Origin of the sequence: Variovorax sp. 38R (assembly GCF_014843395.1) — a bacterium.
Taxonomy (GTDB): domain Bacteria; phylum Pseudomonadota; class Gammaproteobacteria; order Burkholderiales; family Burkholderiaceae_C; genus Variovorax; species Variovorax paradoxus_H.
Map to the genome: position 1 here is coordinate 2184908 of NZ_CP062121.1, position 21418 is coordinate 2206325.

Consider the following 21418-nt stretch of genomic DNA (forward strand, 5'->3'; position numbering starts at 1 on the left):
CTGGTGTTCCCCCGATGAAAAGCGATCTCCAATGGATGCAGGCGCAAATCGTGGCGCTGCGCGACGTCACGCCCACCGTGCGCGAATTCACGCTGCGCCCCGATGCCGACTTCGTCGCCGCACATGAGCCCGGTGCCCACCTGCAGGTGCAGGTGATGACCGAGCAGGGCCGCGTGCAGACGCGCTCCTACTCGCTGGTGGGCGAGGGCGACGGCAGTTGCTGGCGCATCGCCGTCAAGCGGCTGGACGACGGCCGTGGCGGCTCGCGCGCGATGTGGCGCCTGGCCGTGGGCGACCGGCTGCAGGTGAGCGCGCCGCAGAACCACTTTCCGCTCGACCTCGCGGCGCCCGGCTACCTGCTGGTGGCGGGCGGCATCGGCATCACGCCGCTGGTGCTGATGGCGCAGCGACTCGGCGCGCTGGCGCAACGCCGCGGCGTGCCGGTGGCCATGCTGTACGGTGCGCGCCACGCGGGCGAGTTCGGCTACCTCGACACCCTGCGCGACGCGCTGGGCGAGACCGGCGTGCAGGCGCACGAAGGCGCCGCGCCCATCGACTTCGACGCCGCCATCGCCGCGCTGCCGCCCGGCGGCCAGCTCTACACCTGCGGCCCCGTGCCGATGCTCGAAGCCGTCAAGCGCGCCTGGGCCGCGGCCGGCCGGCCGCTGGCCGACCTGCGCTTCGAAACCTTCGGCAGCAGCGGGCGGCTTGCCACGCAGGCCTTCACCGTGCGCATTCCGCGCCACGACCTGTCGATCACCGTGCCGGCCGACTGCACCTTGCTCGACGCGCTCGATGCCGCCGGCGTGCAGACCCTGTCGGACTGCAAGCGCGGCGAGTGCGGCCTGTGCGCCATGGACGTGCTCGCGGTCGACGGCGAAGTCGATCACCGCGACGTGTTTTTGAGCCCGCACGAGAAGCAGGCGACCACGCGCATCTGCGCTTGCGTGTCACGCGCCGTGGGTACGCTCACGCTCGATTCCGCGTACCGCCCCGACTGCTGAAAACATCGGTTGCGCGATCATCGCGCAACCATTCGATTGATCGCGCAACAAAGTCCCGTGCGGCGGGTGGGTAGGTGGTTGCCTTCTCCGCCAATTGTTGCGAATTGTTCAAAATACGCCCGGTTTCGCGTTCCGTCCCTCAAAGGAAAAATTCCATGCAAAGACGCCATCTCATCCAGACCGCCGGCCTTTCGGCGATTGCGCTCGCCACCGCGCTGTCGCTGCCTGTGGCCAGCGCCCAGGACAACAAGTTCAAGATCGGCCTGATCCTGCCGATGACGGGCCAGTCGGCCTCCACCGGCCGCCAGATCGAGGCCGCCGCGCGCCTGTACATGGCGCAGAACGGCGACACCGTGGCCGGCAAGAAGGTCGAGCTGATCGTGAAGGACGACACCGGCCTGCCCGACGTGACCAAGCGCCTGGCGCAGGAGCTCATCGTCAACGAGAAGGTCAACGTGATCGCCGGCTTCGGCATTACCCCGGCCGCGCTGGCCGCCGCACCGCTGGCCACGCAGTCGAAGACGCCGCAGGTCGTGATGGCCGCCGCCACCTCGAGCATCACCGAGGCCTCGCCCTACATCGTGCGCAGCAGCTTCACGCTGCCGCAGGTGTCGGTGGTGATGGGCGACTGGGCGCCCAAGAACGGCGTGAAGTCGGTCGTGACGCTGGTCACCGACTACGGCCCCGGCAACGACGCCGAGAAGTTCTTCAGCGAGCGCTTCCAGCTCAACGGCGGCAAGGTGCTCGAGAAGCTGCGCGTGCCGCTGCGCAACCCCGACTTCGCGCCGTTCCTGCAGAAGGTGCGCGACGCCAAGCCCGACGCGCTGTTCGTCTTCGTGCCCTCGGGCGCGGGCGCGGCGGTGATGAAGCAGTTCCTCGAACGCGGCATGGATAAGGCCGGCATCAAGATGATCGCCACCGGCGACGTGACCGACGACGATCAGCTGAACGACATGGGCGACGGCGCACTGGGCGTGGTCACCTCGCACCACTACTCGGCCGCGCACCCCTCGGCGCTCAACAAGAAGTTCGTCGAGGCCTTCCAGAAAGCCAACCCCAAGATGCGCCCCAACTTCATGGCCGTGGGCGGCTATGACGGCATGCGCGTGATCTACGAAGCCCTCAAGACCACCAAGGGCCAGGGCGGCGGCGAAGCACTGCTGGCCGCCATGAAGGGCCAGGTCTTCGAGAGCCCGCGTGGCCAGGTGCTGATCGATGCGCAGACGCGCGACATCGTGCAGGACGTGTACCTGCGCAAGGTTGAAAAGAAGGACGGGCAGCTCTACAACGTCGAGTTCGACGTGATCAAGGGCGTGAAGGACCCGGGCAAGGCGAAGTAATTTTGTGACTCGTCGCGTGGGAGCGCTGCCGTTCAGGGCGACGCTCCCGCCGACGGGGAACCTTGCTCCGCGAATGTCCCCCGGCCTGCGGCCTCCTCCTTGATTTCGCTGCGCAAGGCACCCCATCGACGTGAGCGTGTTCAGAGCACTGGTTGATCGGCTGTGATCCGACAGCGTGCCTTGTGCTCAGGGCACTGGGTGCTTCCCGCAGCGAAATCAAGGAGGAGCGAAGCGGGGGACATTCGCGGAGGGAAGTACCCGGTGGCCTGGGCACCCGCCCTGAACAGCATCACCCTGAACAAGCAGCATCCAGAACGAACGCACCCAGACAACCGACATGCTGACCATTCTTTTCGACGGCATCGCCTACGGCATGCTGCTCTTCGTCCTCGCCGTGGGGCTGGCCGTGACGCTCGGGTTGATGAATTTCATCAACCTCGCGCACGGTGCCTTTGCCATGGCCGGCGGCTACCTCACCGTGTTCGCGATGCAGAAGCTGGGCTTGCCGTTCCTGGCCTGCCTGCCGCTCGCGTTCATCGTCGTCGGGCTGGCCGGCGCGCTGCTGGAGCGCACGCTCTACCGGCCGATGTACGGCAAGCCGCACCTGGACCAGGTGCTGTTCTCCATCGGGCTGGCGTTCATGGCCGTCGCGGCCGTCGACTACTTTGTTGGCTCGTCGCAGCAGAACCTGCAGCTGCCCGAGTGGCTGCGCGGGCGCAGCGAATTCGGCGACGGTGCGTTCCTGCTGGGCATGGGCCACTACCGCATCTTCATCATCGCCGTGTGCGCCGTGCTCACCGTGGTGCTGCAGCTCATCCTCTCGAAGACGCGCTTCGGCAGCCGCCTGCGCGCCGCCGTCGACGATCCGCGCGTGGCGGCCGGGCTGGGCATCAACGTCAACATCGTGTTCCTCATGACCTTCGCCGTGGGCTCGGGCCTGGCCGGGCTGGGCGGCGCACTGGGCGCGGAAATCCTCGGGCTCGACCCGACCTTCCCGCTCAAGTACATGATCTATTTCCTCATCGTGGTCTCGGTCGGCGGCACCTCGTCGATCACCGGGCCGCTCGCCGCCGCACTGCTGCTCGGCATTGCCGACGTGGCGGGCAAGTACTTCATTCCGAAGATGGGCGCGTTCACCGTCTACCTGCTCATGATCCTGATCCTCATGTGGCGGCCGCAAGGCCTGTTCACGCGCAAGGGAGGCCGTTGACATGAGCGCGCCTGCCTATGAATCGGCCCTGCTGCGCACCGCGCGCTGGCGCCCCTGGGAGTTCGTGATCTGGGCCGTGGCCTTCGCGCTGCCGCTGGCCATGCCTTCGCACTCGCTGCTGGTCAACGAGATCGCCATCGTCGCGCTGTTCGCGATGTCGCTCGACCTGATCCTCGGCTATACCGGCATCGTGTCGCTCGGCCATGCCGCCTTCTTCGGCTTCGGTGCGTATGCCGCCGCGCTGTTCGCCAAGCTCGTCATGCCCGACCCGACCGTCGGCCTCGTGTTCGCCACCGTGCTGTCGGCCGTGCTCGGCCTCGTGGCCAGCGTGACCATCTTGCGTGGCAGCGACCTCACGCGGCTCATGGTCACGCTGGGCACCGCGCTGCTGCTGCTCGAACTGGCCAACAAGCTCGACTGGCTCACCGGCGGCGCCGACGGCCTGCAGGGCGTGGTCATGGGGCCGGTGCTCGGCCTCTTCGAGTTCGACCTCTACGGCCGCACGGCCGCCTGGTATTCGCTGGCCGTGATGCTCGTGCTGTTCCTTGTGATGCGCCGCATCGTGCACTCGCCCTTCGGCGCCACGCTCAAGGCGATCCGCGACAACCGGCTGCGCGCCATGGCCATCGGCATTCCCGTGGTGTCGCGGCTCGCCGTGGTCTACACCGTGGCTGCCGGCATCGCCGGCGCGGCGGGCGCACTGCTGGCACAGACCACCGGCTTCGCCTCGCTCGACGTGCTGGCCTTCGACCGCTCGGCCGATGTGCTGCTGATGCTGGTCATCGGCGGCGTGGGCTGGCTCTATGGCGGCGTCACCGGCGCCATCGTCTTCAAGCTGCTGCAGAACTGGCTGTCGTCGGTCACGCCGCAGTACTGGATGTTCTGGATCGGCCTGATCCTTGTGCTGCTGGTGCTCGTGGGGCGTGACCGGCTGCTCAAGCCGTGGACGTGGTTCGGCATGGGCAAGAAGAAGAGCGAGAAGGGGGGCGTGGCATGACCGACACCGTGCTCTCGACCCAAGGCCTCGTGATGCGCTTCGGCGGCATCACGGCCACGAACAACGTCACGATGGAATTGAAGCGTGGCGCGCGCCATGCGCTCATCGGACCGAACGGCGCCGGCAAGACCACGCTGATCAACCTGCTGACGGGCGTGCTTACGCCGACCGAAGGCCGCATCTCGCTGCTCGGCGAAGACATCACCACGCTCGCGCCGCACAAGCGCGTGGCGCGCGGGCTGGTGCGCACCTTCCAGATCAACCAGCTCTTCGACTCGATGACGCCGCTGGAAACGCTGGCGCTCGTGGTGTCGCAGCAGAAGGGCATCGCCGCGCAATGGTGGCGACCGCTGGGTGCGGACAAGCGCATCGCCGAGCGGGCCGGGCAACTGCTGGAGCAGTTCCACCTCGCCGACGTGGCGCAGCAGCAGACCAAATTCATGGCTTACGGCAAGCGCCGCCTGCTGGAGATCGCCATCGCGCTGGCCTGCGAGCCGCGCGTGCTGCTGCTCGACGAGCCCGTGGCGGGCGTGCCCGCCGGCGAGCGCGAAGAGCTGTTGCAGACCGTGGCCGCGCTGCCGTCCGATGTGTCGGTGCTGCTCATCGAGCACGACATGGACCTGGTGTTCAGCTTTGCCGACCGCATGACGGTGCTGGTCAACGGCGCGTTGCTGACCGAGGGCGACCCCCAGACGATCGCCAACGATCCGAAAGTGAAAGAGGTCTACCTGGGCCACGGAGAACACGCCCATGTCTGAACTCTTGCGCATCGAGAACCTGAGCGCCGGCTACGGCGAGGCCGTGGTGCTGCACGACGTGGCCTTCACGCTCGGCGAGGGCCAGACGCTCGCGCTGCTGGGCCGCAACGGCACGGGCAAGACCACGCTCATCAACACGCTGGCCGGCGCCACGCGCCAGCACGGCGGCACCATCGCGCTCGGCGGGCAGGCGGCGCTGCACAAGCTGCAGCCGCACCAGCGCGCGGCAGCGGGCATCGGCTGGGTGCCGCAGGAGCGCAACATCTTCAAGTCGCTCACCGTGCACGAGAACCTCACGGCGGTGGAGCGGCCGGGCAAGTGGAACCCGCAGCGCGTCTACGAGATGTTCCCGCGCCTGGCCGAGCGCAAGACCAACCTGGGTACGCAGCTCTCGGGCGGCGAGCAGCAGATGCTGGCCGTGGGCCGCGCGCTGGTGCTCAACCCCAAGCTGCTGCTGCTCGACGAGCCGCTCGAAGGCCTCGCGCCCATCATCGTGGAAGAGCTGCTGCGCGCGATTCGCCGCATCACGCAGGACGAGGGGCTGGCCGCGATCATCGTGGAGCAGCACCCGCAGGCGATCCTCGCGATTTCCGACCACGCCGTGGTGCTCGACCACGGGACCATCGTGCACACCGACACGGCGGCGGCGCTGCGCGCGCAGCCGGAGGTGCTCGACCGGCTGCTGGGCGTGGCGCGGTAGCGGCGGCCGATCACAAAAACAACCAGGAGACAGACAGATGGCGATCCCCCAGACAGTGTTCAGCGGGGGCGCCATGCTGGCGACCGCCGCCTTGCTCGCCGCATGCGGCACGGCCCCGACCGGCCCCACGCGCCTCGGCCTCGGCGCCGATCCGGCCCCCGCCTGCGCGGCGCTCACCGCGCCGGTGGCGGCCACCGCCATCGGCCTGCCCAGCGGCGCGGCGACGATCGATTCCTCGGCGCTCGTGCCGGCGTCCGCGCTCGCCGTAGCCGAGCGCGGGCCCAGCCCTGCGTCGCGCATCACGCCCGCGATGCCTGCGTACTGCAAGGTGCTCGGGCGCATCGCACCGGTTGACGCGAGCGCGCCGCCGATCCTGTTCCAGGTCAATCTGCCGCTCGCATGGAACGGGCGCAGCGTGCAGTACGGCGGCGGGGGCTTCAACGGCACGCTGATCACCGGGCTGGCGCTGGTGCCTGCCGCACGCTTCGACCTGCCCACGCCGCTCGCGCAGGGCTACGTGACCTACGGCACCGACTCGGGCCACCAGAACGTGCAGGGCCAGCCGCCGCAGGCCTTTGCACTCAACGACGAGGCGCTCGTGAACTTTGCGCATGCCTCGTACAAGAAGGTGCGCGACGTGGCGGTGGCGTTGACCCAACGCGCCTACGGCCACGCGCCGCAGAAGCTCTACTTCATGGGCAGCTCCGAAGGCGGGCGCGAGGCGCTCACGATGGCGCAGCGCTATCCGCAGGACTTCGACGGCATCTTCAGCCGCGTGCCGGTGATCAACTGGACGGGGCTGCAGCATGCGGGCACGCGCAACGGCATCGCCACCTTCGGCGAAGGCTGGCTGCGGCCCGCGCAGGTGCAGCTGGTGCACAACGCGGTGCTCGCGTCGTGCGACGCAGCAGATGGCGCGGCCGATCGCATCGTGTCGAACCCCGTGGCCTGCCTGCAGCGTTTCGATCCGGCCACCTTGCGCTGCGCGTCGGGCACGAGCGGCGACAACTGCCTCAACGACGCGCAGGTGCAGGCGGTGCGCACGCTGCGCACGCCGTGGCGCTCGCCCGTGCCGCTGGCGCATGGCGTCACCGAGTACCCGGGCTGGGGCATCGGCGGCGAAGGCACGCCGGCCTTCGCTTCGATGGGTGGCTGGAACGCATGGTGGACCGGCACTGCCGCGCCGACCGTGCCGCCGCAGCCGAGCAACGGCATCGCGTGGTTCTACGGCAGTGGCGCGCTGCAGTATTTCTATGCGCGCAATCCGTCGCTCGACGTGCGCAACTACCGCGCCGAAGACTTCGCGGCGCGCATCGCCACCGTGTCGCAGCTGATGGACTCGACCAACCCCGACCTCAGCGTCTTTCACGCGCGCGGCGGCAAGCTGCTGGTGCTGGAGCACATGGCCGACTACGCGCAGAGCCCGTTCGCGGGCATCCGTTATTACGAGTCGGTGGTGGCGCGCATGGGCCGTGAGAACGTGGACCGCTTCATGCGCCTGTACACCGCGCCCGGTGTCGACCATGTGGGCAGCGGCGCACCGGCCAACGTCGACATGCTCGGCGCACTGGCCGACTGGGTCGAGCGCGGGCGTGCGCCGTCGGGGCTGCAGCTGCTTGAACAGGAAGTGCAGCCGCCGTTCAAGACCACGCGTGCGCGTCCGCTGTGCGAGTGGCCGCTGTGGCCGCGCTATGTGAATGGCGATGCGTCGCAGGCGGCGAGCTTCCAGTGCAGCCGGTAGCGCGCGCTTGAAGAGGTCGCGATCTTCAAGGGGCGATTGAAAGAGTTTCCGGGCGCGGGGGCTTTTTCATGCGCGGGTGTCATCGCAGACTGCAGGCAACAAAACCTCTTGCCGCAGCGCACCGACCCATGAGCACCACGCCCCTCATCAGCATCGCCGTATTGAAGGCCAAGACCGGCCAGCGCGTGGCGTTGCGCGACGCCTTGAGCGCGCTGGTGGCGCCCACGCGCCAGGAGCCTGGCTGCCTCGACTACACCTTGTTCGAGCTGCGCGACGAACCCGGCAGCTTCTACATGCGTGAGTCGTTCCAGGACCAGGCCGCGCTCGACGCGCACTTCGCCACGCCGTACTTCCAAGCCTTCGAAAAGCGGTTCGGCGAACTGCTGGACGCGCCGATCCGGCTGGTGTTCCTGGAGAAGGTCGCCTAGATCGCGCAGCCGTCGGGGCCGCACGCAGCGGGCGCTGCGGTTGCAGATGGCGCCGGCGCGACGAAGGTCGCGAGCTGCGCCTTCCAGTCGTCAACGCGTCCCAGCCACGGCCCGATGTCGATGCGGCCCGTGCTGCCATCGGCCTGTGCGAGCACGAAGGTCGGGAAGCCCTGGCCGCCCGCGCGCTGCAGCAGGTCGCGGCTCGCGGCGATGTGCTGTGCGGTGGCGTCGCCCGTGTGCTGCTCGAAGGCGGTGGTGAAAGCCTCGGCATCGAAACCGAGCTCGACCGCCAGCGCGGCGAGCACGCCGGCTTCTGCGATGCGCTGGCCTTCGACGTAGTGCGCCTGTTGCACGCGGTGTGCCATGTCCAGCCCGCCGCCCGCGCGCAGCGATTCGGCGGCGAGGATGGCGGTGATCGGCGGGGCGGAATCCATCACCGCGCCGCTGTCGCGCAGCAGGCCTTCGAAGTAGGCCTCGCCGAAGGGCTGGCCCGTGAGTTCGGCGATGCGCTTGTCGTGCGGGATCACGTAGTCGCGCCACTGCGGCGTGATGGGGCGGCGGTTGGCGCCGGTCATCATGCCGCCGCCGTGGAATTCGACGCGCAGGCCCGGCACGGTGCGCGCCGCTTCGACCAGCGGCGCGGCGGCGTAGCACCAGCCGCACAGCGGATCGAAGATGTAGTGCAGGGTGGCGGTGTCGCCGTTGTTGTTGATTACTGCGGCCACTTCATTTCTCCCTTGATGACCTTGGCGCCGAGTTCGAGCGACGAGGCGTCTTCGAGCTTCGGGTAGCGCTGCTTCATGGCGGCGATGAGCGCGGCCGAGTCCTTGGCCTTGGTGGCTTCGGTCTCGAAGGCCTTGAGGTAGTCGCGCGTGAACTTCACCGACGCCACGGTGTAGGGCGCCGAGCCGTCGGCGTTCGGCAGGTAGTGGCCGGGCACCACGGTCTTGGGGTGCAGCGCGGCGATGCGGTCGAGGGTCTTGAGCCAGTCGCGGCGCGACTGCACCGTTTGCGTGTCGGCCACCCAGACGTGGATGTTGGCCGACACCGGAATGCCGCCGACCACCGCCTTCAGCGAGGGAATCCACGCGAAGCTGCGCGCGGGCGTGGCGCCGTCGAGGCCGACGACCTGGATCTTTTTGCCTTCGAGCGTGAGGCTGTCGCCGGCCAGCGGCTCGGGCACGACCAGCGCCTGGGGCGCGTTGTCCTTGAGGATCGGGCCCCAGTGCGCGAGCTTGCCGTCCTTCGAGGCCTGGATGGCGGCCACGGTCTGCGGCGTGGCGACGATCTTGGCGTCGGGGAACGCGGCGTGGATCACGTCGAGGCCGAAGTAGTAGTCGGGGTCGCTGTGGCTGATGTAGACCGTGGTCAGCTTCTTGCCGCTGTCCTTGATCTTCTGCACCAGCGCCTGCGCGTCGTTGCGCTGGAACTGGGCGTCGACCAGCACGGCGTCGGTGGTGCCGGCGACCAGCACCGACGAGACGGGGAACATCGACTTCGTGCCGGGGTTGTAGACGTCGATCTTCAGCGGCTGCGCGGCCTGGGCGGCGAGCGGCACGAGGGCGAATGCGGCGGACAGGGCGGCGGCGGCAACGAGGGTTCTGCGGAACATGGCGGTGTCTTTCGGTCGGTGGGTTGGATGGGTGACAGCGTGAACAGACCGGATGTTAGGTTGCGGGAAACGAAACAAAAACCACCGCCGAGACAATGGATCGTTTCGGTTATCGGACGAATCAGCCGGCTTCCGCGCGGTCGGTGGCGCACCGCTCCAGGTGCGCGACCAGCAGCTGCGCCGAGGGCGACAGCGTCGCCTCGCTGCGAAAGCAGATCGCAAAACGCCGGCGCGCCCAGTCGTCCGTGAGCGGCATCAGCCGCAGCCCGAAGGCCTCGGTGAAGGGCCGGGCGACTTCCGCCGGCACCACGCTGATCGCCAGCCCGGCGCGCACCACGCGCAGCGCCGCATCGAAGTTGGACACCAGCACGCGGTACACGAGCGGCTTGCCGGCCACGGCCGCCTCGCGCGCGAGCATGAGCTGCACCGCGCTCAGCGCGGGCATGCCGACGAATTCGTGGTCGAGCACCTGCTCGAAGCGCACCGCGTCGTGGCGCGCCACGGGGTGCGACGGGTGCGCGACGATCGCGAGGTGGTCCGAGCGGTAGTCGCGCCGCTCCAGCCCGTCGAGGTCGGCCGCGTCCCAGCACAGGCCGATGGAGGCCACGCCGTCGCGGATGCCGCGCACGATCTCGGGGCTCACGCGCTCTTCCATGTCGACGCGGATGTTGCGGTGCGCCGGGTCTTGCAGAAAGCCCGCCACATCCTCGGCCAGCGATTCGGCCATGACCGAGGCCGAGGCCAGGATGCGCACATGCCCACGCGCGCCGCCGGCATACGCGGCCATGTCGCGCTCGATGCGGGTCGCGCTGCCGAGCATGGCGCGCGCATGTTCGAGCAGCGTTTCGCCGGCCGGCGTGGGCACCACGCCGCGGCGCTTGCGCAGCAGCAGCGGCGTGCCGACGGTGTCTTCGAGTTGCGCGAGGCGCTTGCTGATCGCCGAGCCGACGATGTTCGCTTGCTCGCCCGCGCGCGCGATGCTGCGGCTCTCGCAGACGGCGACGAAGAGGCGCAGGGTGGTCAGGTCGAGGTCTCTCATGAAGTTCCGATCGGGAAGCGAATGGCTTCCAAAATATACCTTCAGGACTGAATCGGAACTCCTACGATGGGCGCCATACCCTCACGTCGGAGACAAAACTTGATTCACGCCTTCCTGCCGCCGCGCGCGGTCGTTCGCGAAGTGGGCCTGCGCGACGGGCTGCAAAGCATCGCCCGCGTGCTGCCCACGGCGCACAAGCTCGAATGGATTCGCGACGCGCACGCGGCCGGCCAGCGCGAGATCGAGGTCGGCTCGTTCGTGCCGGCGCACCTGCTGCCGCAACTGGCGGACACCGCCGAGCTGCTGGCGTATGCGAAGACGCTGCCGGGGCTGTTCGCCTCGGTGCTGGTGCCCAACCTCAAGGGCGCGGAGCGCGCCATCGCGGGCGAGGCCGACCTGATGATGGTGCCGCTGTCGGCCAGCCACGCGCACAGCCTCGCCAACCTGCGCAAGACGCCCGACGAAGTGGTGGCTGAGGTCGGCCGCATGCGCGCGGCGCGCGATGCGGCGGGCTCGAAGACGCTGATCGACGGTGGCGTCGGCACGGCGTTCGGCTGCACGATCCAGGGCCATGTCGATCCCGACGAAGTGCTGCGATTGATGCAGGCGCTGCTCGATGCCGGCGCCGACCGCGTGAGCCTCGCCGACACGGTGGGCTACGCCGATCCGGCGATGGTGCGCAGCCTGTTCGAGCGCGCGCTGCGCATCGCGGGCGACCGCCTGTGGTGCGGGCATTTCCACGACACGCGCGGGCTGGGACTGGCCAATGTCTACGCCGCGCTGGAGGTCGGCATCACGCGCTTCGACGCCTGCCTGGCCGGCATCGGCGGCTGTCCGCATGCGCCGGGCGCGAGCGGCAACGTCGACACCGAAGACCTCGTCTTCATGCTCGAGAGCATGGGCGTGGCGACCGGTGTCGACCTGCAGCAGCTGCTGCACCTGCGCCAGCGCGTGGCCGGCTGGCTCGATGGCGAGACGCTGCAGGGCACGGTGTGGCGCGCGGGCTTTCCGAAGACCTTTGCACCGGCGGAAGGCGTCGCCGCATGAGCACCGAAGCCAAACGCCTGCCGCTCGCGGGCATCCGCGTGGTCGAGTTCACGCACATGGTCATGGGGCCGACCTGCGGCATGGTGCTGGCCGACCTGGGCGCCGAAGTCATCAAGGTCGAGCCGATCGAGGGCGATCGCACGCGGCACCTGCTGGGCGCGGGCGCGGGCTTTTTCCCGATGTTCAACCGCAACAAGAAGAGCATCGCGCTCGACCTGCGCCATCCGCAGGGGCTCGAAGCCGCGCTGCGGCTGTGCGCCACGGCCGACGTGGTGGCGCAGAACTTCCGGCCCGGCACGATGGACAAGTACGGTCTCGGCTATGCCGCGCTCGGCAAGCTCAATCCGCGCCTCGTGTACGTGAACCACACGGGCTTTCTGCCCGGCCCGTATGAGCACCGCACCGCGCTCGACGAGGTGGTGCAGATGATGGGCGGGCTCGCCTACATGACGGGCCGCCCCGGCGATCCACTGCGCGCGGGCACGAGCGTGAACGACATCATGGGCGGCATGTTCGGCGCCATCGGCGCCATCGCCGCGCTGATGCAGCGCGCTGAAACCGGCAAGGGTCAGGAGGTGCAGTCGGCGCTGTTCGAGAACAACGTGTTCCTCGTCGGCCAGCACATGCTGCAGTACGCCATCACGGGGCAGGCGGCCGCGCCGATGCCCGAGCGCATCTCGGCCTGGGCGCTGTACGACGTGTTCACCGTGAAGGACGGCGAGCAGATCTTCCTGGCGGCTGTGAGCGATGCGCAATGGAAGACCTTCTGCGACGCGCTGGGCTTCGACGACCTGAAGGCCGACGCCACCCTGCAGACCAACAACGATCGCGTGCGCCTGCGCCCCAGCTTGCTGGCCGAGCTGCGCACGCGCCTGGCCGACCGTTCGGCCGCCGAGCTGTCGGCGATCTTCGAAGCGCGCGGCCTGCCGTTCGCGCCGATCACGCGGCCCGAAGACCTGTATGCCGATCCGCACCTGAAGGCCACCGGCGGGCTCGTGGACATCCGCCTGCCCGACGGCGAGCGCGCTGGCGAGATGGCGCAGACGACGCTGTTCCCGATCACCCTCGGCGGCGAGCGCCTGGGTGTGCGGCTGCATCCGCCGACGCTGGGCGAGCACACGCGCGAGCTGCTGGCGGAGCTGGGTTACGCCGGCGCGCAGGTGGATGCGATGCATGCCGATGCGGCCATCGCCTGAGTGCTTCATCCAAAACAAGACGAGAGACAAGACCATGACCACGAATCTTTTTCCGATGAACCGTCGCGCGATGCTGGGCTTCGGCGCGAGCGCCGCGGCGCTCGCCGCGTTCCCCACGCTCGCGCAGGGCTCCGACAAGCCGATCCGCTTCATCCTGCCGATCAGCGCGGGCTCGGGCGTGGACGCCATCGCGCGCGCCGCCTCGGTCGCGCTCGGCAAGGCGCTGGGCCAGCCGGTGGTGATCGAGAACCTGCCGGGCGCCGGCGGCATCACCGGCACGTCGGCGGTGATCAAGGCGCCGCCCGACGGGTTCACGCTCGGCATGGTGTCGAACAACCACGTGATCAACCCGAGCGTGTTCAAGAAGATGCCCTTCGACGCGATCAACGACATCACGCCGATCAGCGTGGTCGGCGCCACGCCGCTGGTGCTGGCCGTGAACCCGAAGCTGCCCGCGAAGAACGTGAAGGAGCTGGTGGCGCTGCTGCGCGCGAAACCCGAGGGCTACAACTACGCCTCGTCGGGCAACGGCACCATCATCCACCTCGCCGGCGAGATGTTCATGGACGAGGCCGGCGTGAAGGCGCGGCACATTCCGTACAAGGGCACCGGGCCGATGGTGACCGACATGATCGCGGGGCAGGTCGAGATGGGCGTGGTCGCGCTGCCGGCGGTGCAGCCGCATCTGAAGAGCGGCGCGCTGCGCGCCATCGGCGTGTGCGGCCCGGCACGCTCGCCGGCCGCGCCCGACATGCCGACCATCGCGGAGCAGGGGCTGCCGAACTACGCGGTCGAAGGCTGGTTCGCGGTGATCGGCCCGCCGAAGATGCAGCCGGCTGACGTCAAGCGCGTGCACGAGGGCATCGTGGCCGCCTTCGGTGCGCCCGAGGTGCGCGAGGCGATGGACAAGCAGGGCAACATCGTCAAGCCCACCACGCCCGAACAGGCCGCGAGCTACTTCCGCAGCGAGGCCGCGCGCTATGCGGCGCTGGTGAAGAAGGCGAACGTGGTCTTGGAATGAAGGTCTTGCTCCTTCCCCTCCCGGGGGAAGGCTGGGATGGGGGCACGCGGCCTTCGATGAAGCGCCGCGTTGTCACAGAGGCCGTCGTGCCCCCACCCCGACCCTCCCCCGGGAAGGGGAGGGAGAAACACACGAGCAAGGCCTACGCCGGGCTCACCGCGCGGTACAGCGCCCGCACGAAATCCGACTGCGTGATCATCCCCGTCAGCCGCTTCTCGCTGTCGATGATCGGAATGTGGTGGTGCCCGCCCTCCGAGAACAGCGGCACCAGCTCGACCACTGGCCGGTCGGCGCTGGCCACGCGCACCTGGCGGGTCATGATCTGGCCGACCACCTCGGGCTTGTTCGAGATCACCGTGCGCGTGGCGCGGATCAGGTCGCGCAGCCGGCCCGCGATGCCGTCGTGGTGCTGCAGGTCGAGCTGGCGAAAGAAGTCGGCCTGCGTGACGATGCCGACCACGCGGCGTGTGCGGTCGGTGACGGGCAGCGCCTTGATGCGGTGCTGGTGCATCAGCGTCCAGGCCTCTTGCAGCGGCGTGCCGAACTCCACCGAGATCGGCGTGCCCGACATGATGTCGGCGCAGTGCAGCGTGCCCAGGCGGCGCTTGTACGACTCGAGCTCGGTCTGCTGGATCAGCGACTCGAGGTCGTCGCGGCTGATGTCGAGCACCTGGTTGTAGCGCGCCAGCACGGCGTCGATGTCGCTCTGGCTGAAGCGCGCGTCAGGCGAAGGCGGGCGCGCCACCTGCACGTGCGGATAGCGCCGCCCCGTGAGCGTGTTGTAGGCCACGCCGGCCAGCACCAGCAGCACCGAGTTCACGAGCACCGGGAACAGCGCCGCCGAGAAGTCGGTGGTGTGCGTGAGCACCGCCAGCAATGCCGCCGCGCCGCCGGGCGGGTGCAGGCAGCGCGTGAAGAACATCAGGCCGATGGCGAGCGCCACGGCCACGGCGGCGGCCACGGCGGTGTCGGGAATCCAACTGGCGCAGGCGATGCCCACGAGCGTCGACAGTGTGTTGCCGCCGATCACCGACCAGGGCTGGGCCAGCGGGCTGGCGGGCACGGCGAACACCAGCACGGCGGTGGCGCCCATCGGCGCGACCAGCCACACCGCATGCTCCAGCGGAACGGCCAGCCAGCGGCACAGCAGGCCGGTGATCAGCAGCCCGATGCCTGCGCCGCCCACGGCGCGCAGGCGCTCGCGCGCGTTGACGTTGGAAGGGCCCGGGAGCCAGGCGCGCAGATAAGTCCACAGTGCGGCGAATCGCATCCCCCGTCCCCCTCAGGCTTCGTCGTGAGCCACCCGACGCCCGATGTCGGGCCAACGGTGGTGCAGCCAAACCCAGGCGACCAGCCCGATCGAGAGCATCAGCGCGGAGGTGAGGGCCAGTGCCAGCGTGGAGTGCATCACCAGCGGTGCCACCGCGCCGGCCACGACGCCGTTGGCGGTGGAGCCGATGACGGCCTGCAATGACGACGCCATGCCGCGGCGCTCGGGGTGCAGGTCGAGCACCAGCAGCGTGACCACGGGCACCATCAGCGCCCAGCCGAAGGCGAACACCGCGAGCGGCCACACGGCCCAGGCCACATGCGCCTGGAAGAAGATGTTGGCCACCACGTTGACCACCGAGGTGACCATCATGATCAGGAAGCCGTCGCGGATCTGCCGCTTGGGCGCCACCTTGCCGGCCATGCGGCCGCTGGCGCGCGCGCCGAGCATGATGCCGCCGATGGTCAGCAGGAAGAACCAGAAGAACTGCTGTGGCTGCAGCGCCAGGTGGTCACCCAGGAACGCGGGCGCGGCCAGCACGTAGAGGAACATGCCGTTGAAGGGCACGCCGCTCGCGAAGGCCAGCAGCAGAAAACGCGGGTCGGAGCACAGGTCGCGGTAGCCGCGCATCAGGTGGCGCACCTGGAAGGGCTGGCGATGGTCCTTGTGCAGCGTCTCGGGCAGCAGCTTGTAGTTGGCGACGAACAGCACCACGCCGACGGCCACGAGGAACCAGAAGATCGAGTGCCAGCCCGCATGCACGAACAGGAAGCCGCCCACGATGGGCGCAATGGCCGGTGCCACGCCGAAGTAGATCGTCACCTGGCTCATCACGCGCTGCGCCTCGGCCGGCGGGAACATGTCGCGGATGACAGCGCGCGACACCACGATGCCGGCGCCGGTCGACAGGCCCTGCAGCCCGCGGAACAGCACCAGCTGCGTGATGTTCTGCGACAGCGCGCAGCCCAGTGAGGCGAGCGTGAACACGGCCAGCCCCCACAGCACCACCGGCCGGCGCCCGAAGCTGTCCGACAGCGCGCCGTGGAACAGGTTCATGAACGCGAAACCGAACAGGTAGGCCGACAGCGTCTGCTGCATCTCGGCCGGCGTCGCGCCGATGGAGTGCGCGATGCCCGCGAACGCCGGGATGTAGGTGTCGATGGAGAAGGGCCCGAGCATGCCCAGCACGGCGAGCAGCACGGCAAGCGCCCAGCGCGGGGCCTGCCAGAGTTTGTCTGCATCGGGATTCATGGAAAGACGGCTCCGTTGTACTTGTTTGTTGTGTGTCGGTGAAAAAACGAGAACGCCCGCCGCCCGGGTGAGGGGCAAGGCGGGCGCTTGGGCTTCAGCGAACCTGGATTACAGGGTGTCGATGAAGCTGCGCAGCTTGTCGGAGCGCGACGGGTGCTTCAGCTTGCGCAGCGCCTTGGCTTCGATCTGGCGGATGCGCTCGCGGGTCACGTCGAACTGCTTGCCGACTTCTTCCAGCGTGTGGTCGGTCGACATTTCGATGCCGAAGCGCATGCGCAGCACCTTGGCTTCGCGCGGCGTGAGGCTGTCGAGGATGTCCTTGACCACGTCGCGCAGGCCGGCTTGCATCGCGGCCTCGATGGGGGCCGTGTTGCTGCTGTCCTCGATGAAGTCGCCCAGGTGCGAATCGTCGTCGTCGCCGATGGGGGTTTCCATCGAGATCGGCTCTTTCGCGATCTTCATGATCTTGCGGATCTTGTCTTCCGGGATCTCCATCTTGGCGGCCAGGATGCCGGCGTCGGGCTCGAAGCCGAACTCCTGCAAATGCTGGCGCGAGATGCGGTTCATCTTGTTGATCGTCTCGATCATGTGCACCGGGATGCGGATGGTGCGTGCCTGGTCGGCGATCGAGCGCGTGATGGCCTGGCGGATCCACCACGTGGCGTACGTCGAGAACTTGTAGCCGCGACGGTATTCGAACTTGTCGACCGCCTTCATCAGGCCGATGTTGCCTTCCTGGATCAGGTCCAGGAACTGCAGGCCGCGGTTGGTGTACTTCTTGGCGATGGAGATCACGAGGCGCAGGTTGGCCTCGATCATTTCCTTCTTGGCATCGCGCGAGGACGATTCGCCCTCGTTCATGCGCTTGTTGATGTCCTTGAGTTCGGTCAGCGGCACCACCACACGCGACTGGATGTCGGTGAGCTTTTGCTGCAGTTCCTGCACCGGCGGGATGTTGCGCGCGAGCACGGCGCTCCAGGGCTTGCCGGCCGCAGACTGCTTCTCGACCCACTTGAGGTTGAGCAGGTTCGAGGCGATGCGGTTGCCGTTCTTGTCGAAGCCGCTGAAGTCGCGGATGAACTCGTCCTGCGGGAAGCCGCACTTGTCCACGATGATGCGGCGCAGTTCGCGTTCCTTCTTGCGAACGTCGTCCACCTGCGTGCGCACCAGGTCGCACAGCTTCTCGATGGTCTTGGCCGTGAAGCGGATGGTCATGAGCTCGTCGGACACGGCCTGCTGGGCCTTGGTGTACGCCGGCGTGCCGTAGCCTTCCTTCTCGTAGATCTTGTGGATCTTCTCGAACATCTCGGCAATGCGGTCGAAGCGCGCGAGGGCTTCGTTCTTGAGCTCTTCGAGCTTCTTGGTCAGGGCCTTGGAGCCGCCCTTGCCGTCGTCGTCGTCTTCTTCGTCGAATTCGTCGAAGTCTTCTTCGGCCACGTAGTCGTCGGCCTCGTTCGGGTTCGAGAAGCCGTCGACGATGGTCGAGATGACGACCTTGCCTTCACGGATGGTCGCGGCCATCTCGAGGATCGCGGCGATGGTGGCGGGGGAGGCCGAAATGGCTTCCATCATGGCCATCAGGCCGCCTTCGATGCGCTTGGCGATTTCGATTTCGCCTTCGCGCGTCAGCAGCTCGACCGTGCCCATTTCGCGCATGTACATGCGAACGGGGTCGGTCGTGCGGCCGAATTCGCTGTCCACAGTGGACAGAGCCGCTTCGGCTTCTTCCTCGGCTTCTTCCACCGTGGTGGCGGTGGGCGCGGTGTTGTTCAGCAGCAGGGTTTCGGCGTCGGGCGTTTGCTCGTACACCGCCACGCCCATGTCGTTGAGCATGGTGACCACGACTTCCATGGTCTCGGCGTCGACCAGCTTGTCGGGCAAGTGGTCGGAGATTTCGCCGTGCGTGAGGTAGCCGCGGGTCTTGCCCAGCGTGATCAGGGTCTTCAGGCGCGAGCGGCGCTTGGCCAGGTCTTCTTCGGAGAGCACGGTCTCGTCGAGGCCGAACTCCTTCATCAAGGCGCGTTCCTTCGCCTTGCTGATCTTCATGCGCAGCGGCTTGACCTTCTCTTCGGTGGTCGCGACGACCGCGGGCTCGTCACCGGCCAGGTCTTCCTCGATGTCCGACAGGTCGATGTCGCTCTCGCCGGCTTCCTTGGCGGCCTTGGGCTTGCGCCCACGCTTGGCGCCGGTGGCGGGCGCAGCAGCTGCAGCGCTGGCGGCCTTGGGCGGACGGCCAACTTTCTTGGCGGCGGGGGCAGCCGTGGCAGTGGCTGCGGCTTTCTTGGGATCGTCGAGAGAGGTCGATTTCGTGGGCACGGGTTTCACTTTCGTTGCGGCTGCCGTTTTGGACGCGGCGGCAGCCGTCTTGGTTGCCGGTTTGGCACCGGCTTTCAACGGTTTCTCTGCTGCGGGCTTGGTGGCGACGCTTTTGACGCTTTTTGCAAGTGAAGGAGCAGGCTTCTTTGAACTGGGCATACGACCTCGTTACGACAAGAAAAGACAAGCGGGATCACAGGCGCGCCGTCACGCGGACAGCACCACCAGGCCCGTGCACAGGCACGGACAGAACAATTGGGAAATGAGGAATTAATTCCTCATCAGGCAAGATGTCGGGCGAACATTTGGTATGCAGTCCTTGCGGTTATTGACCCTTTCCGCCGGAATTTACCGTTGGAGTGCGTTGCGCTAGGGGTCGGCCCGGAGGTGCTGCTGTCGCTCTTGCCTAATTTCGCCAGTTGCGAAGCCCTACATTATAGCCTGTTGCGCAAATTTCAAGCAGTATCTGTCCCCGACGCGCGAATGCGGTCTCGCAATTCGAGCCGGCGGGCTTCCAGCGCCTTGTAGCGTTCCAGGGCTTTCGGGTCTTTTCCGACCGACGCGATGGCCTCGCTCTGCTGGGCCTTCAGGCGGTCGTCGAGCATGAAGTCGAGCACGCTCGCCAGCTCCTTGGCGGCATCGGCCAGGTGCTGTTCTTCCTCGCCTTCGGGCACCGGCCCGGCTTCCGACACGCTCATGAGGCGTTCGGCCAGCGGCGCGAAATCGAGCCCGCGCAGGCCTTCGCGCAGCGCCGCCCAGGGCTGCACGCCGTGCTCGTGCAACTGGCTGTCGAGCCAGGTGAAGAGGGCGCCGTGCTCGCCCGGCAGGTCGCACAGCATCACGTGCAGCTCGTGTGACAGCGCCTCCCATTGCGCCATGTTCGACAGCACCAGCCGCACCGCCACGTCGGGCCGGCTCGGCGGCTTGCCGCGTCCGCGCAGCGGCTCGATGGGTTCCTCGAACTTGCCGCCCCAGCGCTTGCCCTTGGTGAACTTGCGCGGCTGGAACTTGGGTTTGCTCTCGTTTTCGTAGCGCGGTGGCTCGTAGTCCTGCGCCGGCGGCATGTCCGGGTAGTAGTCGCCGGGGTCGTTGCCGTAGCTGTCGGGTTCGCTGTGGCGCTGCGGGGCTTGCGACGGTGCACCGGCGCCCTTGCGCGGGCCGGGCGCGGCGGTGGCCCACAGGTCGGACAGCGCCGCGGCGTCGAGTTGGACCAGCGTGGCGATCTCGCTGAGCAACTGCCGCTTGAGCGCGCCGTCGGGCATGGCGCTCCAGAGCGGGCGCACGTTGCTCGTCATGTGGGCGCGGCCTTCGGCGGAGCTCAGGTCGCAACCTTCGCGGGCGGCCTCGAGCATGAAGCGCGACAGCGGCGTGGCCTCGGCCACGAAGCCCGCGAAGGCTTCGGCACCGTGGGCGCGGATGTAGCTGTCGGGGTCGTGTTCGGCCGGCAGGAACAAGAACTTGATGCTGCGCGTGTCGGTGGCATAGGGCAGGGCGCCGTCGAGCGCCTTGCGTGCGGCGCGGCGCCCGGCGGCGTCGCCGTCGAAGCTGAACACCACCGACTCGGTGAAGCGGAAGAGCTTCTGTACGTGCTCGGTGGTGCAGGCCGTGCCCAGCGTGGCCACCGCGTTCGGAAAGCCGAGCTGGGCCAGCGCGACCACGTCCATGTAGCCTTCGGTGACGAGCGCGTAGCCGCGGTCGCGGAAGGCGGCGCGGGCCTCGTACAGGCCGTAGAGCTCGCGGCCCTTGCTGAAGACGGGCGTTTCGGGCGAATTCAGGTACTTGGGCTTTTCGTCGCCGAGCACGCGCCCGCCGAACCCGATGCACTCGCCCTTGACGTTGCGGATCGGGAACATCACACGGTCGCGAAAGCGGTCGTAGCGCTTGGCTTCCTCGTCGCTGAGCTTGCCTTCCTCGTTGTTGACGATCACCAGCCCGCTCTCGGCGAGCAGCGGATCGTCGTAGTCGGGAAACACACTGGCCAGCGCGCGCCAGCCGGCCGGCGCATAGCCGATGCCGAACTGCTTGGCGACCTCGCCCGAGACGCCGCGGCCCTTGAGGTAGTCGATGGCGCCGGGCGCCTGGCGCAGCGCCTTGCGGTAGGCGTCGCCGGCTTTTTCGAGCACATCGGTCAGCGTGGCCTGTTTCTGGCGCTGGGTGGCGGCGCGGGCGCGCTCGGCGGGCGAGACGTCGTCTTCGGGCACGACCAGGCCGTACTGGCCGGCCAGGTCGTGCACGGCTTCGACGAAGCCCATGCCCGCGTGTTCCATGAGGAAGCCGATGGCGTTGCCGTGCACGCCGCAACCGAAGCAGTGATAGAACTGCTTCGTCGGGCTGACCGAGAACGAGGGCGACTTCTCGCCGTGGAAGGGGCACAGCCCCATGAAATTGGCGCCGGCCTTCTTGAGCTGAACGTAGCGGCCGACAATTTCGACCACATCGGCGCGCGCGATGAGTTCCTGGATGAATGAAGCGGGGATGGTCATGGCTG

The 21418-nt window shown here is 68.0% G+C and carries 17 protein-coding genes and 1 pseudogene; 11 read left to right on the forward strand and 7 right to left on the reverse strand.

The annotated features are described in order from the left end of the window. Positions 1-14: 14 nt before the first annotated feature. The 8 genes from IG196_RS09775 (at position 15) to IG196_RS09810 (ending at position 8178) form a co-directional block, all read left to right on the forward strand. Positions 15-1004 (forward strand): PDR/VanB family oxidoreductase, encoded by a 990-nt coding sequence (locus IG196_RS09775; protein WP_192195990.1) that lies wholly within the window; start codon positions 15-17, stop codon positions 1002-1004. Between the two features lie 155 nt (positions 1005-1159). After that, positions 1160-2344, forward strand: coding sequence for an ABC transporter substrate-binding protein (locus tag IG196_RS09780; RefSeq protein ID WP_192195991.1), 1185 nt, complete (start codon positions 1160-1162; stop codon positions 2342-2344). 337 nt (positions 2345-2681) lie between these two features. Then, entirely contained in the window at positions 2682-3554 is an 873-nt protein-coding gene (locus IG196_RS09785) for a branched-chain amino acid ABC transporter permease (RefSeq protein ID WP_192195992.1), read from the forward strand. Between the two features lies 1 nt (position 3555). Then, positions 3556-4551 (forward strand): branched-chain amino acid ABC transporter permease, encoded by a 996-nt coding sequence (locus IG196_RS09790; protein WP_192195993.1) that lies wholly within the window; start codon positions 3556-3558, stop codon positions 4549-4551. Further along, entirely contained in the window at positions 4548-5309 is a 762-nt protein-coding gene (locus IG196_RS09795) for an ABC transporter ATP-binding protein (RefSeq protein WP_192195994.1), read from the forward strand. Before IG196_RS09790 ends, IG196_RS09795 begins: the two co-directional genes overlap by 4 nt. Further along, positions 5302-6009: an ABC transporter ATP-binding protein gene (locus IG196_RS09800; RefSeq protein WP_099796161.1), complete on the forward strand. Its 708-nt coding sequence runs from the start codon at positions 5302-5304 to the stop codon at positions 6007-6009. Before IG196_RS09795 ends, IG196_RS09800 begins: the two co-directional genes overlap by 8 nt. Positions 6010-6046: 37 nt before the next feature. Next, complete coding sequence (locus tag IG196_RS09805) at positions 6047-7750, forward strand: tannase/feruloyl esterase family alpha/beta hydrolase (protein WP_192195995.1); 1704 nt, start codon at positions 6047-6049, stop codon at positions 7748-7750. Between the two features lie 128 nt (positions 7751-7878). Further along, positions 7879-8178, forward strand: coding sequence for a putative quinol monooxygenase (locus IG196_RS09810; RefSeq protein ID WP_192195996.1), 300 nt, complete (start codon positions 7879-7881; stop codon positions 8176-8178). On the opposite strand, the gene IG196_RS09815 is transcribed toward IG196_RS09810, so the two are convergent. The 3 genes and pseudogenes from IG196_RS09815 to IG196_RS09825 form a co-directional block, all read right to left on the reverse strand. Continuing rightward, positions 8175-8903: a DsbA family protein gene (locus IG196_RS09815; protein WP_225616996.1), complete on the reverse strand. Its 729-nt coding sequence runs from the start codon at positions 8901-8903 to the stop codon at positions 8175-8177. The genes IG196_RS09810 and IG196_RS09815 overlap by 4 nt on opposite strands. Then, a pseudogene (locus IG196_RS09820) lies at positions 8897-9790 on the reverse strand (MBL fold metallo-hydrolase); the annotation flags it as partial. The gene IG196_RS09815 and the pseudogene IG196_RS09820, both read right to left, overlap by 7 nt. A gap of 121 nt (positions 9791-9911) precedes the next feature. Next, positions 9912-10829 carry a LysR family transcriptional regulator gene (locus tag IG196_RS09825; RefSeq protein WP_192195998.1) on the reverse strand — a complete coding sequence of 306 codons (918 nt, stop codon included), beginning with the start codon at positions 10827-10829 and terminating at the stop codon, positions 9912-9914. 99 nt (positions 10830-10928) lie between these two features. Between IG196_RS09825 and IG196_RS09830 the strand changes: the two genes are divergently transcribed. Genes IG196_RS09830 through IG196_RS09840 form a run of 3 tightly spaced genes read left to right on the forward strand, consistent with a single transcriptional unit; the run spans position 10929 to position 14093 of the window. Further along, the gene (locus IG196_RS09830) at positions 10929-11876 is read left to right on the forward strand and encodes a hydroxymethylglutaryl-CoA lyase (protein WP_192195999.1); all 948 of its coding nucleotides are present in this window, start codon (positions 10929-10931) and stop codon (positions 11874-11876) included. Further along, positions 11873-13072 (forward strand): CaiB/BaiF CoA transferase family protein, encoded by a 1200-nt coding sequence (locus tag IG196_RS09835; protein ID WP_192196000.1) that lies wholly within the window; start codon positions 11873-11875, stop codon positions 13070-13072. Before IG196_RS09830 ends, IG196_RS09835 begins: the two co-directional genes overlap by 4 nt. A 34-nt stretch (positions 13073-13106) precedes the next feature. Next, a complete protein-coding gene (locus tag IG196_RS09840; protein WP_192196001.1) occupies positions 13107-14093 on the forward strand; it encodes a tripartite tricarboxylate transporter substrate binding protein in 987 nt (328 codons plus the stop codon). A 142-nt stretch (positions 14094-14235) separates the two neighbouring features. Here the strand turns inward: IG196_RS09840 and IG196_RS09845 are convergent, their stop codons facing one another. From IG196_RS09845 to dnaG, 4 genes are all read right to left on the reverse strand, one after another. Further along, positions 14236-15363, reverse strand: coding sequence for an HPP family protein (locus tag IG196_RS09845; protein WP_192196002.1), 1128 nt, complete (start codon positions 15361-15363; stop codon positions 14236-14238). Between the two features lie 12 nt (positions 15364-15375). Next, positions 15376-16614, reverse strand: a complete 1239-nt coding sequence (locus tag IG196_RS09850) for a multidrug effflux MFS transporter (protein ID WP_101492149.1) — start codon at positions 16612-16614, stop codon at positions 15376-15378. A gap of 108 nt (positions 16615-16722) precedes the next feature. Then, positions 16723-19089, reverse strand: coding sequence for an RNA polymerase sigma factor RpoD (rpoD, locus tag IG196_RS09855; RefSeq protein WP_101492150.1), 2367 nt, complete (start codon positions 19087-19089; stop codon positions 16723-16725). Between the two features lie 296 nt (positions 19090-19385). Further along, a complete protein-coding gene (dnaG, locus tag IG196_RS09860; RefSeq protein WP_099796172.1) occupies positions 19386-21413 on the reverse strand; it encodes a DNA primase in 2028 nt (675 codons plus the stop codon). Positions 21414-21418 lie beyond the last annotated feature (5 nt).

What these genes read in the sequence shown, in the direction of transcription:
- IG196_RS09780 (WP_192195991.1), top strand. Translation starts at nt 1,160, where the DNA reads ATGCAAAGACGCCATCTCATCCAGACCGCCGGCCTTTCGGCGATTGCG.
- IG196_RS09810 (WP_192195996.1), top strand. Translation starts at nt 7,879, where the DNA reads ATGAGCACCACGCCCCTCATCAGCATCGCCGTATTGAAGGCCAAGACC.
- IG196_RS09785 (WP_192195992.1), top strand. Translation starts at nt 2,682, where the DNA reads ATGCTGACCATTCTTTTCGACGGCATCGCCTACGGCATGCTGCTCTTC.
- IG196_RS09790 (WP_192195993.1), top strand. Translation starts at nt 3,556, where the DNA reads ATGAGCGCGCCTGCCTATGAATCGGCCCTGCTGCGCACCGCGCGCTGG.
- IG196_RS09795 (WP_192195994.1), top strand. Translation starts at nt 4,548, where the DNA reads ATGACCGACACCGTGCTCTCGACCCAAGGCCTCGTGATGCGCTTCGGC.
- IG196_RS09835 (WP_192196000.1), top strand. Translation starts at nt 11,873, where the DNA reads ATGAGCACCGAAGCCAAACGCCTGCCGCTCGCGGGCATCCGCGTGGTC.
- IG196_RS09825 (WP_192195998.1), bottom strand. Translation starts at nt 10,829, where the DNA reads ATGAGAGACCTCGACCTGACCACCCTGCGCCTCTTCGTCGCCGTCTGC.
- IG196_RS09845 (WP_192196002.1), bottom strand. Translation starts at nt 15,363, where the DNA reads ATGCGATTCGCCGCACTGTGGACTTATCTGCGCGCCTGGCTCCCGGGC.
- rpoD (WP_101492150.1), bottom strand. Translation starts at nt 19,089, where the DNA reads ATGCCCAGTTCAAAGAAGCCTGCTCCTTCACTTGCAAAAAGCGTCAAA.
- IG196_RS09850 (WP_101492149.1), bottom strand. Translation starts at nt 16,614, where the DNA reads ATGAATCCCGATGCAGACAAACTCTGGCAGGCCCCGCGCTGGGCGCTT.
- IG196_RS09775 (WP_192195990.1), top strand. Translation starts at nt 15, where the DNA reads ATGAAAAGCGATCTCCAATGGATGCAGGCGCAAATCGTGGCGCTGCGC.
- IG196_RS09800 (WP_099796161.1), top strand. Translation starts at nt 5,302, where the DNA reads ATGTCTGAACTCTTGCGCATCGAGAACCTGAGCGCCGGCTACGGCGAG.
- IG196_RS09840 (WP_192196001.1), top strand. Translation starts at nt 13,107, where the DNA reads ATGACCACGAATCTTTTTCCGATGAACCGTCGCGCGATGCTGGGCTTC.
- dnaG (WP_099796172.1), bottom strand. Translation starts at nt 21,413, where the DNA reads ATGACCATCCCCGCTTCATTCATCCAGGAACTCATCGCGCGCGCCGAT.
- IG196_RS09805 (WP_192195995.1), top strand. Translation starts at nt 6,047, where the DNA reads ATGGCGATCCCCCAGACAGTGTTCAGCGGGGGCGCCATGCTGGCGACC.